This window comes from Psychrobacillus sp. FSL K6-1415 (assembly GCF_038003185.1).
GTDB lineage: Bacteria > Bacillota > Bacilli > Bacillales_A > Planococcaceae > Psychrobacillus > Psychrobacillus psychrodurans.
Genome location: NZ_JBBOOQ010000001.1, coordinates 1,324,219 through 1,338,221 on the forward strand (window position 1 = coordinate 1,324,219; position 14,003 = coordinate 1,338,221).

General features: G+C 35.9%; 11 protein-coding genes. All 11 read left to right on the forward strand.

Features of this window, described 5'->3' with window-relative positions:
* The first annotated feature begins 387 nt into the window (after positions 1 to 387).
* The 11 genes from MKY60_RS06120 (at position 388) to MKY60_RS06165 (ending at position 14,002) form a co-directional block, all read left to right on the forward strand.
* Entirely contained in the window at positions 388 to 1,278 is an 891-nt protein-coding gene (locus tag MKY60_RS06120; protein WP_241596049.1) for a 2-dehydropantoate 2-reductase, read from the forward strand.
* Position 1,279: 1 nt separating this feature from the next.
* On the forward strand, positions 1,280 to 1,648 hold the full coding sequence (locus tag MKY60_RS21175; RefSeq protein ID WP_445677869.1) for a DUF3397 domain-containing protein: 369 nt from the start codon (positions 1,280 to 1,282) through the stop codon (positions 1,646 to 1,648).
* A 108-nt stretch (positions 1,649 to 1,756) separates the two neighbouring features.
* Positions 1,757 to 3,373: a bacillithiol biosynthesis cysteine-adding enzyme BshC gene (gene bshC / locus MKY60_RS06125; RefSeq protein ID WP_241596047.1), complete on the forward strand. Its 1,617-nt coding sequence runs from the start codon at positions 1,757 to 1,759 to the stop codon at positions 3,371 to 3,373.
* A 1,089-nt stretch (positions 3,374 to 4,462) separates the two neighbouring features.
* Positions 4,463 to 4,894, forward strand: coding sequence for a division/cell wall cluster transcriptional repressor MraZ (gene mraZ, locus MKY60_RS06130; RefSeq protein ID WP_090562848.1), 432 nt, complete (start codon positions 4,463 to 4,465; stop codon positions 4,892 to 4,894).
* Positions 4,895 to 5,025: 131 nt separating this feature from the next.
* Positions 5,026 to 5,976, forward strand: coding sequence for a 16S rRNA (cytosine(1402)-N(4))-methyltransferase RsmH (rsmH, locus tag MKY60_RS06135; RefSeq protein WP_241596044.1), 951 nt, complete (start codon positions 5,026 to 5,028; stop codon positions 5,974 to 5,976).
* Positions 5,977 to 6,345 carry a cell division protein FtsL gene (gene ftsL, locus MKY60_RS06140; protein WP_090562841.1) on the forward strand — a complete coding sequence of 123 codons (369 nt, stop codon included), beginning with the start codon at positions 5,977 to 5,979 and terminating at the stop codon, positions 6,343 to 6,345. It abuts the gene before it with no gap.
* Positions 6,342 to 8,546, forward strand: a complete 2,205-nt coding sequence (locus tag MKY60_RS06145) for a penicillin-binding protein (protein ID WP_340929062.1) — start codon at positions 6,342 to 6,344, stop codon at positions 8,544 to 8,546. The genes ftsL and MKY60_RS06145 overlap by 4 nt, the downstream gene beginning before the upstream one ends.
* A gap of 101 nt (positions 8,547 to 8,647) precedes the next feature.
* Positions 8,648 to 10,516, forward strand: a complete 1,869-nt coding sequence (locus tag MKY60_RS06150) for a penicillin-binding transpeptidase domain-containing protein (RefSeq protein WP_090563574.1) — start codon at positions 8,648 to 8,650, stop codon at positions 10,514 to 10,516.
* A gap of 46 nt (positions 10,517 to 10,562) precedes the next feature.
* The gene (gene mraY / locus MKY60_RS06155) at positions 10,563 to 11,534 is read left to right on the forward strand and encodes a phospho-N-acetylmuramoyl-pentapeptide-transferase (protein WP_090562838.1); all 972 of its coding nucleotides are present in this window, start codon (positions 10,563 to 10,565) and stop codon (positions 11,532 to 11,534) included.
* Between the two features lies 1 nt (position 11,535).
* Complete coding sequence (gene murD, locus MKY60_RS06160) at positions 11,536 to 12,891, forward strand: UDP-N-acetylmuramoyl-L-alanine--D-glutamate ligase (RefSeq protein ID WP_340929064.1); 1,356 nt, start codon at positions 11,536 to 11,538, stop codon at positions 12,889 to 12,891.
* Between the two features lie 55 nt (positions 12,892 to 12,946).
* Positions 12,947 to 14,002 (forward strand): FtsW/RodA/SpoVE family cell cycle protein, encoded by a 1,056-nt coding sequence (locus MKY60_RS06165; protein ID WP_272508857.1) that lies wholly within the window; start codon positions 12,947 to 12,949, stop codon positions 14,000 to 14,002.
* Position 14,003: the final 1 nt, after the last annotated feature.

A 14,003-nucleotide genomic window follows, 5' to 3' on the forward strand; every position in this document is an offset into this window, starting at 1 on the left:
CAGAGGTAGACCTTTTTTGAAAGATTTGAAAGTATATAAAAATGGTAATTGAAAAAATTTGAATAAATAAAGAGCTTTGGAAAAATTATCCGTTTCGCAAGTAAAAGGCAATAGACCGCAAGTAATTTTAGCCTTAGAGCAAGTAAATCACACATGACCGCAAGTAAGTCGTAGGTGAGAGCAAGTAAAGAAAAATTAGAATCGGATTATTCATAATAAATAAGATATGCTTCTTGCGGGCACAAAGTAAGTGTATTTGGTACTCACAATGTAATCACATAGGAAAACGTATGTCTAAAGCCCTTCGAAAACAATAGAAACTGATTTTGAACTCAAAGGGCTGGGAATGTCTTTTCCCGGTTTTTATTAGGATACAGGGGTGAATTTATGAATATTGGAATTGTTGGTGCAGGAGCGATAGGGCTACTATTTGGTGCTTATTTTTCGGAGGTAGGACATCGTATTACTTTCTTAGTTCGAGAAACTAATGTAGACAAGCATTTATACATAGAAAAAAGTAATGAAAATCGGGAACGAATTGTTTGTGAGATTGTTTCGGACATAGCTGATCTACAACGAATGGATCTTATTATTATTGCAGTGAAATATCATCATCTTAAACCATTAAAAAACCAGTTAAACTCTTTACCACTACATATCCCCCTATTATTTATACAAAATGGACTATCACATATAGATTTCCTAGAGCAATTACAACAAGATACAATTATGATCGGATCTGTGTTACATGGTGCTACGAAAAAAAATAACCATACGGTTCAACACTTGGGGGTAGGTCCAACTTATATTGGGTTTTATAAGGGTGAATGGCATTTCATTAATAATATTGTAGAGAAGAATAACGACAAGTTTCCGCTGATTTTAACACCGAACATCGAGCAAATGCTTGTTAAAAAAGCGATGCTAAATTGTTTAATCAATCCATTGACTACCATTGCTTGCGTGACTAATGGTGAACTTATTAACAATGGTTCATATAAAGTTATATTGAGAAGTATGTACAACGAAATGATGGAAGCATTTGAAGAATGGAAAGAAAGACTTACTTGGGATGAAGTTGTGGCGCTTTGTGAGAATACTGGATCCAATCGTTCTTCCATGCTTAAGGATTTTGAGAATGGTCGAATGATGGAGTTAGATACAATAGTTGGAGCTTTACTAGAGAGAGCCACTCTAAGAAAGAAAACATTGCCTATTTTACAGGCGTTTTATTTATTATTAAGTGAAATGAATAAAGAAGGTGATTATAATCGTTAATGTGCTTTCAGTTTTCGTTATATATCCGGTAGTTGTTTTTTTGATTACTTTTCTTTTTAGTAAATACATTTTACGAAAAAGAAAAAAGTCAATTGGAATAGCATCTGATATATCGACTTTATGTTTATATTTTTCTATTACTAATTTGTTTTCTTTTATCTTCTTAAAAGAGATTGGTTGGCATCTAGTTATTTTTTCCATTATTTTTGCTACAATTATGTCGTATCTAGAATGGCGCTCTATAAAAGAAATCGAAGTAATTGCGTTATTAAGGAAAATTTGGAGAATGTTATTTCTGATATTATGCTGTATGTATGCAATTTTATGGTTATTCGGAGTTATCCGATATGTTTTAACTTATATAAGCTAATAATTTTCACACATAAATAGTAAGTGATATACTCTTAAAGTATTTAAGATGATAGCTTTGGTGAATTTTCACCAAAATGAATATGAAAACAACCGAGGTGGAAAAAACGTGCGATTAGAGCAGTACACACAACCATTCGCTTCCTCATTTTACAAGAAATATTTGGAAGATATTACTGGCTTATCTTCTTTCTTTCATTATGAATGGAATCAAAAGGCATTTAATAAAAGGATTCAAGAAGCTGATTTTAGTAAACATAAAAGAACTGAACTTGCTGAAGTGATAACTTCATTTATGAGTAAATATGGTATATCGGCGAAGAGTAAGCAGCATATAGATGAACTTAAAAACAATGGGATTGTAGTTATTGGAGGGCAGCAAGCCGGGATTCTATCTGGACCGTTGTATTCAATCCATAAAGCAATTTCTGTTATTGCATTGGCAAAACAACAAAGGGAAATACAAGGAGTGCCTGTTATACCTGTTTTTTGGATTGCAGGAGAGGATCATGATATTGATGAAATAAATCATGTCTACATAGAAAGAAGTCGAACACTTCAAAAACTTGTTTATCCGGAAAAGTCTAGAATCAAAAAAATTGCTTCCGAATCTACTTTCGATCTACGATTAATGGATGGCTATTTGGATGAAATTTTCAAAAGTTTACCAGAGACCTTTTACACGAAAAGCCTTAAATTTAAAGTCATGGAGCTTTTAGAAAATAACTTAACGTATACAAGTTTTTTTACAGCTTTGATGAATGAACTTTTTCAAGAAGAAGGGTTACTTTTATTAGATGCTGCATATGAACCTTTAAGAAAACTGGAAAGTGATTTTTTCCAATTACAAATATTACATTCTGCAGAAATAGCTAAGGTTGTATTTGAACATGAAGGAGAAATGGAGCGAGAAGGGTTTGGTACTCCAATACAAGCGAAAGAATCAGCGGCTCATTTATTTTATATTGAAGAGGGAGAACGTTTTTTGCTTGAAAGAGTCAACGATCGATTTATCCATGAGGCAAAGGGAATATCGTTTACACTAGATGAAATGATGGTAATTGCTAGAGAGCATCCTGAGAGGTTAAGTAATAATGTAGTGACTAGACCAATTATGCAGGAAATGGTCTTCCCGGTGTTAAGTTTCATTGCTGGACCTGGTGAAATTGCTTATTGGGGTACACTTAAAACAGCATTTGAGCTTTTTGATATGAAAATGCCAGTTCTTATGCCACGAATTAGTATTTCTATTGTCAATGCCAAAACGCAATCATTATTAGAGAAGTTATCCTTTACTATAGAAGATGTGTGGGATGGATCACTGCAAGATGCTAAGTTGAATTACATTAATAATAATCGTAATGAAGAAATCCCTCGTTTGGTTGAAGAAATAAAAGAGGATCTTATAGAAAAGTATGAAAAGCTTGAGAAACTTTTAATGAACGATGGGTTAAAGTTGTCTCCTTTAGTGCAAAAGAATTTACTTAACCATGAAAAGCAGCTGAAATTCATCCATAATGCAATTGAAGATACATTCCTAAGTAAGTTAGATGCGACTATTAATCGCTATGATCGTATTAGTATGAATCTAGTGCCAAACGGTGGACTACAAGAACGAACATTTACACCTATTCAATTGTTGAATGAGTATGGTCCATCTCTAATTCAAAAATTATTAGAGGTTCCTTATGAATTTAATGGTAAACATCATGTGATTTATTTATAATTCTATGCCCCCACTTTCCTAAGTGGGGGATTTTTTATGAGATAGGGAAGTAAATAAAAATTTCCTGTGAACACTGAGTTCCAGGCACTTTCAAGAATGTGTAATCCTGCTGATTCCCGTTTCAGGTGGACGCTTTACTCGGGCGTTGCCTTAGCGTCCCCGCTTTGCGCAAGGTCTTCGCCTGACACTATTCCCGTCGGAGTCGTTACCTTGCACTACAATCAATCAAGTTTTAGAGGGTGATCAAATTATTTGTAATCGCTTTTATACAAATGGAATGGAAATATAGAGAGAGAGTAAGTGTTTGCACTATTAAGAAGTGAACAGCCGAAGAAATTATATTTTCATGAGCTTACTCTAGGAATAGTTAGTAGCTTTCTCTAGTGATCCAAAAATGTACTAACCTGTTTCTAAAAGTTGTAGAAGGGCGACGGACAGACAAATGCCATAAAATTACCAGTTGCTTTAAAAATCAATTGGACAAAGTTAGAAACAGGTTTTGAACTATAAGGACTAGGCGTCTATTTGCCTGGTTTTTCTTATAGCGAAAGGATTAAATTTTATGTTTATTACTTAGTGGTTGTGTATTTAGAAGATTAATATCTATCTAATAATACTGGTGATTTCCGTTTTACACGGAAGCTTTTGACTCTAATGTAAATCCCTAAAATTGCTATGTAATAATATTGCAGAACGACTGACCTAAGAGCTCATAAAACGATAGAAACAGGATTAGATCTGAACGATTCTGATTTTTATATGAGACGAACTTTTCCAACTACCATGCCAATTATCCAATTAAGCACCTTATTTTTGATTCGGTGGTTTATTTTAATGGAATTTCCCCCACATTCTGAGGAATTTCATCTGCAATTTTTGAAAAGGTTGTAATCATTATATAAAAACCGGCCAAAATTCTAACTTTTATAAGTCTTAAAGTTCTAGGAATACTTTGTTGAAATTGCTAGAAATCCTGTCTCAACAAGTACTATTTACACATTTTAAAGAAATATTGTCCTGTTTTAAAAAAAACGGTGGAGGAAAGTGGGGCGATGTGGTATGTTAATGACATAAAGTGGGGTGAGTAGCATGTTCATGGGCGAATATCAACATAACGTTGATGCGAAGGGACGGTTAATAATTCCTTCAAAATTCCGAGAGCATTTAGATGACAGTTTTGTCTTAACGCGTGGTCTCGATAATTGCTTATTTGGTTATCCTATGAATGAATGGCGAAAACTCGAAGAAAAATTAAAAGAACTCCCAGTTACTAAGAAAGATGCTCGTGCATTTACTCGTTTTTTCTTCTCAGGTGCAACCGAAGTAGAAATAGACAAACAAGGTCGTATTAATATTCCGATCAACCTCCGTAGCTATGCAAAAATGGACAAGGAATGTATCGTACTTGGAGTATCGAATCGTCTTGAAATATGGGCAAAAGATGCTTGGGAAAATTATTTTGTGGAATCTGAGGATTCTTTCAATGATATTGCAGAAAATATGATTGGCTTTGACATATAACTTTTAACTAGTAGGGGTTTTCTCCCCCACTGAATTAGGTTAAAGTATCTGGTGGATTTAATATCGAGTTAAATGATATAAATCTGAACAGAACTACGCCAAGGTTAATTTAATAAAGAGGAGGGGACAGCTTGTTTCATCACACAACCGTATTATTAAAAGAGACAGTAGATGGACTAGCTATTCGTCCTGATGGGATCTATGTGGATTGCACACTAGGCGGAGCTGGCCACAGTGAGTATTTAGTACAACAATTAAATGAAAAAGGTAGACTTATTTGCTTTGACCAAGATATGACGGCTATTGAAAATGCCAAGACAAAACTTGCACCGTTTTTAGATAAAGTTACTTTTGTACATGCTAACTTTCGTTATTTAAAAGATGAACTTTACCAAATTGGTGTTGAAAAAGTCGATGGAATTTTGTATGACTTAGGAGTATCATCTCCACAATTAGATACTCCTGAGCGTGGATTCAGCTACAACTATGATGCACCCTTAGATATGCGTATGGATCAATCAAGTGAGTTAACTGCTTATCATGTAGTCAACGAATGGTCCTATGAAAAACTACTCAAAATATTTTTCCGTTACGGAGAAGAGAAGTTTTCCAAACAGATAGCGCGTAAAATTGAAAAGGCTAGAGAGATAGAGCCAATTGCTACCACATTCCAACTCGTAGAATTAATAAAAGAAGGCATACCAGCAGCTGCTAGAAGAACTGGAGGACATCCTGCGAAGCGTATTTTCCAGGCAATCCGAATTGCAGTAAATGATGAATTAGGAGCGGCAGAAGACTCCCTTGAAGATGCTATTAAGCTCATCAAAGTCGGGGGAAGAGTAAGTGTTATTACTTTCCACTCTTTGGAAGACAGACTAACTAAAACAATTTTTAAGGAAGCATCTTCTATACCTGATTTACCTCCAAATTTACCAATGATTCCTGCAGGCATGGAACCAATGTTAAAGCTGGTTACAAGGAAACCTATTGTCCCGTCGGAGGACGAATTAGCGGTAAATAATCGTTCCCGTTCAGCAAAGTTACGCATTGTGGAAAAATTAATCGAAAAGGGGAGTGTCTAAATGGCTATTCGTAAACATCAGTCACAAACATACATAACTCGGCCTTCTTACCCTGAACAACCACTTGTAAAGAAGCCGGCAAAACAACGTAATAAACTGATTTCTCGAGGAGAAAAAATCCTTTTTATTGGGTTATTAGCTATAGTTACCATTTTGTCTTTAATGATTATTCAAACTCAAACCGCTGTACGGGCAACAACTACCGATATTTCTCTACTTGAAAAGGAAATTGACTCTACTGTGAAAAAGAATACCGACTTGTCTATACAAGTAAATGAATTATCTACCTATGATCGCATTTGGAAAAAGGCGGAAGAGCTCGGTTTGAAGCTGAATGAGCAAAACGTAAAGGTAGTGCCAGGTCAATGAATAAGAAATTTCGTTTTCAATGGGGAGCCTTTCTAATGTTTTTACTATATGGAGGGCTCTTTTTTTTATTACTTAGTCGCTTTGTATTTATACAGTATACAGGCACAGCCGAAGGACAAGAATTATCAACAAAAGCAGAGAATAAATATAGTAGAGAACAAACACTTCAAGCTAGTAGAGGTAAAATAATTGATCGTAATGGTGAAATTATTGCGCAGGATACACTTAGCTATAAAATGATTGCTGTGATTAGTCCAAGTGCCTCTAATAATAGTAGTGTACAAAGACATGTTACTGATACGGCAAAGACTGCTAAAGTATTAGCGAATTATATAGATATGACAGAACAAGAGATTATTAGTTTACTAGATAAAAATATAAAAGCTGAGAAATATCAAGTGGAGTTCGGAAAATCTGGTAGAGATATTAACAATCAATTAATGGAAGAGATTAAAAGTAACAAACTACCTGGAATTATTTTTATCGAAGATTTGAAAAGATTATATCCTAATGGCCAGTTTGCTTCCCATTTAATAGGTTTCGCTCTAAAAGAAGAGAAGGAAGATGGGACAGCTGAACCTGTCGGAAAAATGGGGCTTGAATATATTTATGATGAAGAGTTAACAGGTACTCCTGGTAAAGTCGAATTCAAAAGTGATACTAAAGGTTTTTTACTTCCGAATGCTGAAAAAATGGTAACAAAGGCACAGGATGGTTTGGATATCCAGCTCACACTAGATAAGACCATTCAGAACTTTTTAGAAGAATCTATGAATAAAGTGCAAGATAAGTATGAACCAGAAAAGATTACGGCAGTTGTTGCAGATCCGAAAACTGGGAAGATATTAGCTATGTCCCAGCGACCTACCTTTGAACCGAATACAAGAGAAGGATTATCCACTAACTGGTTAAATGAAGTAACAGAGCAGACAATTGAACCAGGATCTACCTTCAAAGTATTCACACTAGCCTCTGCAATTGAAGAGGAGGTATGGGCACCTAATGCCAGGTTTAAATCTGGATCCTATACGATTTATGATAGAACAATTCGTGATCATAACGTAGTAGGGTGGGGTAATATAACGTATTTAGAAGGTTTCCAACGTTCATCCAATGTATCAATGGCTTACTTACTGAACCAAATAGGAGAGGAAACATTCAATGAATACATTAAACTCTTCGGATTTGGACAGAAGACGGGAATTGACCTCCCCAATGAAGCCTCTGGAATTATAGCAGATTCTGGACCAGTTGAAAGAATTACTACAACATTTGGTCAGGGTACAACTGTTACACCTATACAAATGGTCCAAGGTATGACTGCTATAGCAAATGAAGGTAAAATGATGCAACCCTATATTATTGAGCAAATTGTCAATCCAAATACAAATGAAGTAGTGGAGAATCATAAACCGACTGAAAAAAAATCTCCAATTTCTAAAGAGACTGCACAGCAGGTAAAAGAAATACTGGAAAGCACTATAACGTCAGAAATAGGTACTGCTAAGAAATTCAAGTTAAATGGATATACATCAGCTGGAAAAACTGGAACTGCTCAAATAGCAAAACCTGGCGGTGGTTACTATTGGGGAAGAAATGATTTCCTATATTCTTTCATAGGGATGGCTCCAGTTGAGGACCCGCAGTTAATCGTATATATCATGGTTCATCGACCTAATTTGGAGCCAACTGAATCAGGTTCCGAAACGACATCAGAAATTTTCAACTCGGTAACAGAAAGAAGTTTAAAATATTTAAATATCGAGCCGGAGAACACGGAACTTGCAAAACCAATTAAAATGCCTAATGTAATTGGAGAAAATATAATTGAGAGTCAAAGTAAACTTGAAGCAGAGGGTTTAAAAACAGTAGTTATCGGTCAGTCGGATAAGGTGGAAGAACAGTATCCTGTGGCTAATGTATCGACTATTTCAAATAGCACAGTCTTTATCAAGGGACAGGGAGACATTCAATTACCAAACTTTAAGGGCTGGTCAAAAAGAAATATAATGTTATATAAATCATTATCAAAATTACCTATTGAAATTGTTGGAGAAGGGTTTGTAACAGAACAGAGTTTGACTGGAGGATCGATCGTAACGGCTGACACTCCCATAGTCGTAAAACTTGCCACTCCTGATGTAGTAACGAATATGGAAACAAGCAAAGAAGAATCACTTACAGATTTACCTCAGGACTAAAAGAGGGATAGAATAGTTAGAGTCATTTTCTCATAAGTTATCTAAAACGGACTAAAGGGGAATTGGCAATTTCAAAATTAAAACAAATTGTACGTCTACGCATGATTTGGATTATGATTATTTTTTTATTCTTATTGGTACTGTTCAAGTTAGTTCAACTTCAATTTTTTCAGTTTGATGAACTTACGACGAAAGCGAAAGAAAGCTGGGATAGAGAACTACCTTACGCATCGCTGCGTGGGAATATTTTGGATCGTAATGGTGAAGTAATTGTTGGCAATAAGCTTTCACCTACCTTGTTTTATATGCCATCTCAAAATGATGATCCAGAACAAGTAGCTGATGAAATTGGTCCTTTAATTGGCATGGACAAAGGTGAGCTTTTAGAGCAGATAAACAAAAGAAGCTACTTGGTAAAGATTGCACCAAAAGGAAAAAATATTTCAAGTGAACTTGCAATGGACATACAAGATAAGAATATTAAAGGATTGTATGCAGGAGTAGATTATATAAGAGACTATCCTTATGGTAATATGTTATCTAGATTAGTAGGATTCACTGGATATGATGCACAAGGGCTTGCTGGAATCGAATATCAATATGATTCTATTTTAAAAGGGGAGTCTTCTGCTGTGCGAATGTTTACCGATGCCAAGGGAGTACCGCTTCCTCATGTGGATGATGGCTGGAAAAATGGAGTAAAAGGTAATCATGTACAGCTTACCGTGGATTTAGATATTCAGAAAGTAGTTGAACGTGAACTTACTCAAGCTATGCAAAAGTATGAGGCGACTCAAGCGATTGCAATCGTCATGAATCCGAAAAACGGTGAAATATTAGCTCTTGCTTCTGCTCCTAATTTTGATCCATCTTCATACCAAGAGGTGGACTCAACTATTTATAACAGAAACTTACCAGTCTGGATGACTTTTGAACCTGGTTCAACTTTTAAGATTATTACATTAAGTGCCGCATTAGAAGAGAAAGTAGTAGACTTAGAGGAAGATCATTTCCATGATATCGGGTATACAATGGTCGAGGGAGCGAGACTCCGTTGTTGGAAACGTGAAGGACATGGAGATCAAACATTCCTAGAGGTTGTTGAAAATTCTTGCAACCCTGGTTTTATTGAACTAGGGAATAGAGTAGGTGCAGAGAAACTGTCGGAGTACATACGCAACTTTGGCTTTGGTGAATCTACAGGATCAGGGATGGCTGGGGAATCAACGGGTATTCTATTTAGTAAAGAAAACTTTGGACCAGTTGAACATGCTACAACATCCTTTGGTCAAGGGATATCTGTTACACCTATCCAACAAGTTCAAGCTGTAGCCGCAGCAGTTAATGGTGGATATCTATATAAGCCATTTATTGTGAAAAATACAATTGATGGTGAAACAAACGAAATATTATCAAGTAGTGAGCCAGAGATGAAGCGTCAAGTTATTAGTGAGGAAACTTCAGCCATTGTACGAGATGCTTTGGAACATGTTGTTGCGGAAGGATCAGGTAGAAACGCGTATCGCGACCAACTTCGCATTGGTGGTAAAACAGGAACAGCACAAAAAGTTCAAGACGGGCGGTATATGGAAGGGGAATACATTGTTTCCTTTATAGGATTTGCACCTGCTGATAATCCTGAGCTTATTGTATATGTGGCAATTGATAACCCAAAACATAGCACTCAATTTGGTGGAGTCATTGCAGCACCAATTGTAGGTCAAATTTTGGAAGATTCAATGAAGACTAAGGGTAGTGGTACCCAATTGGAAAAAGAGTATAGATGGGGAGATGTGGAACAAGTCCGTACACCAAACCTAGTAGGAACGAAAAGGAAAGAAATTACGTCCTATATGTATCCATTTACTATTGTTTGGCATGGTGAGGGAGACGAAATAATATCTCAGCTACCAAAAGAAAATGGGCTCATCCCATTAGATGGAACAATACATGTCTACACAAATAAATAAAACAGTACATTCATTATTAGTTGATCGTATTTAAGGAGATTTTTTCATGACATTGTCTACAACGGTTATTACACTTATTGTTAGTTTTTTAATCACTATTATTCTTGCTCCAATAGTTATTCCGTATTTAAGAAGAATGAAATTTGGTCAAAGTATAAGAGAAGAAGGCCCACAGTCGCACCATAAAAAGGCGGGTACTCCTACAATGGGAGGACTTATCTTTTTAGCATCTATTATTATTTCTACACTTGCTCTTTCATTTTATTTTGATCAGTTAACGACTCAGTCAATTGTTTTATTAGTTATCCTGGTAGGATTCGGTGTTATTGGGTTTTTAGATGACTTTATAAAAGTAGTATTGAAGAGAAATCTGGGTTTAACTTCTATTCAGAAACTAATTGGTCAGATTCTTATTGCGGTAATTGCGTATTTCTTACTAAAGCAAGGTCCGTTTGATACAACCATTGAAATACCATTTACACAAATGGAACTAGCTTTAGGACAATTGTATATTGCGTTCCTAATATTTTGGTTAGTAGGGTTTTCAAATGCTGTCAATTTAACAGATGGCTTAGATGGTTTAGTAGCAGGAACTGCAACGGTTGCCTTTGCGACATTTGGTGTTCTAGCACTTGCTTATGAACAAACAGATATAGCTATATTCACTTTCAGTGTTTCGGGTTCACTTTTAGGGTTTTTATTATTCAACAAAAATCCAGCAAAAGTGTTTATGGGAGATACGGGTTCTCTAGCATTAGGTGGCGCACTAGCAATGGTATCCATTCTAGTTAAACATGAATTGTTATTACTACTAGTCGGTATTATTTTTGTAATTGAAACATTGTCGGTAATTTTGCAGGTAATTAGCTTTAAAACAACCGGAAAACGTATATTTAAAATGAGTCCAATTCATCATCATTTTGAATTATCAGGCTGGAATGAACGTAAAATTGTTACCGTTTTTTGGGCAATAGGTTTTATAGCTGCAATGATTGTAGTCTGCTTGGAGGTTTTGTGATATGAAGAAATTACCAATTGTATTTCATAAAAAAATACTCGTTTTAGGATTGGCGAAAAGTGGTACTGCTGCTGCAGAAATTCTTCATGATTTAGGAGCTTTTGTTACCGTAAATGATTCAAAGCCATTTGAGCAAAATGAAAACGCTCAGTATTTGTTGTCCAAAGGACTTACAGTTATTTGCGGAAGTCATCCGGAAGATCTTTTAGACGAAGGGTTTAGTCTTATCGTCAAGAACCCTGGGATACCTTATACAAATCCAGTCGTTGCAGAGGCAAATAAAAGAGGTATTCCAGTATGGACGGAGGTCGAACTAGCGTATCGTATTAGCGAAGCTCCTATGATAGGAATTACAGGATCAAATGGTAAGACAACAACAACTACATTAATATTTGAAATGCTTGCAACTGCCAATAAAAAGCCGAAAATAGCTGGAAATATTGGGACGGTGGCAACTAGTGTTGCAAAAGAAGCAACAGAAGACAATATTATCGTCACTGAATTATCTTCTTTCCAACTCATGGGTACAGAAGACTTAAAGCCAAAAGTTTCTGTATTGCTTAACTTGTATGAGGCACATCTAGATTATCATAGGGATTTTCAAGAATACACAGATGCTAAATTTAAAATTACCCAAAAACAAGATGCTAGAGATTGGCTAGTTTTTAATGGGGAACAGCAAATTGTAAAAGACTATGCCCAAAAAAGTAATGCATCCAAAATACCTTTCTATGTAAGTGGTAAAACAAAGGATGGTATTAGTGCGGATGATTTATATGTTTACTGGAACGGTGAACAATTATTTAATAGATCAATCATCTCTCTACGAGGTAAACATAATTTAGAAAATGCATTAGCAGCTACTGCTACTGCACTAATGATGAATTGCTCTGTGGAAGCTATAATGCAAGTATTGTCGACGTTCCATGGAGTTAAGCATCGCACACAGTTTATCAGGGAGTGGAAGGGACGTAAATTCTATAATGACTCAAAAGCTACCAATGCACTTGCTACTAAAAGTGCATTGGAAGGATTTACGGAGCCAGTTATATTAATAGCAGGTGGTGTGGACCGTGGACATTCATTTGATGAATTAATACCATACTTAAATCGTGTGAAAGCATTAGTTCATTACGGAGCAACTAAAGACAGACTACAAAAGTTTGGAGAAGCACAGGGTATACCATCTGTAGTTAGTGTTCAAACATTAGGTGAAGCATTTGAAATGGCAACTGAGGTGTCATCTGAAGGGGATATCATATTATTATCTCCCTCTTGTGCAAGTTGGGACCAATATGAAAGCTTTGAAATACGTGGCGAAGAATTTATCAATCGAGTTATTTCTTTAGAAGAGTAATGAAAGGATGACCTAAACGAAAGATACAAGAAAATTTATTTTCCTATCTTCTGTACTGTTTTTATCCATCATAGGTATATTATTTGTTCATTCAGCCGGTTCCTATTGGAGCGAAGTCCATTATAAAGGACAAATGCCTTTTGCGTTAAAACAAGCTGCATATTTAGTTGTAGGGATCTTTGGTGCTTTTATTATTCAAAAATCGAGTTTCATACGGTCAGATGGATTTTGGAAAGGTTTATATATAGTTGCAATTGTTATGCTAATCGGCGTTTTGATTCCAGGCATTGGAGTTGTTCGAAATGGATCTCAAAGCTGGATTTCACTTGGTTTTATGAACTTTCAACCAGCTGAGTTAGCTAAAATAGCTGTTTTAGGAGTTTTGGCAAGCACTCTTGCAAATGAAAAAAATTCTAGGATGAAAATGTATATTCAAAGTGCGGTTCTATTATTATTACCAATTGGCTTTATCATGGTACAACCAGATTTTGGTTCAGCATTTGTATTGGTTGTTGCTGTATTCTTTTTATTGTTCGCAGCAGGTCTTCCGTTTAAGTTCTTCCTCTGGATAGGCTTGAGTGGAATTATTGCTTTTGTGTTATTAATCGTTTCAGCACCATACAGACTTGTACGAATTCAAGCTTTTTTAGACCCTTGGAACGATCCTTTGGGCTCTGGGTTTCAAGCTATACAATCATTGCTTGCAATAGGTCCAGCCGGATTATTCGGGTTTGGTTATGGAAATAGCCGCCAGAAGTTTTTATATTTGCCGGAACCTCAAAATGATTTTATCTTTTCTATTCTATTAGAAGAGGCTGGTTTCATCGGAGGATTCATCATCGTACTTGCCTTTGTGACTTTCTTTACGACTAGTTTCACAATGGCTGCACGTGCAAAAACACGTGAACGCCAGCTGATGATTATCGGATTTACTTCCCTGTTGGCAGTACAGACATTTTTAAATATGGGGGTTGTTACTGGCCTGTTACCAGTAACAGGAGTGACTTTACCGTTCATCAGTTATGGGGGATCGTCATTAGTGATGACATGGGGGATTATTGGAATTATTTTAAACTTAGCCAAAGAAACTGATAAAGAAGGGGGGCGGTAGA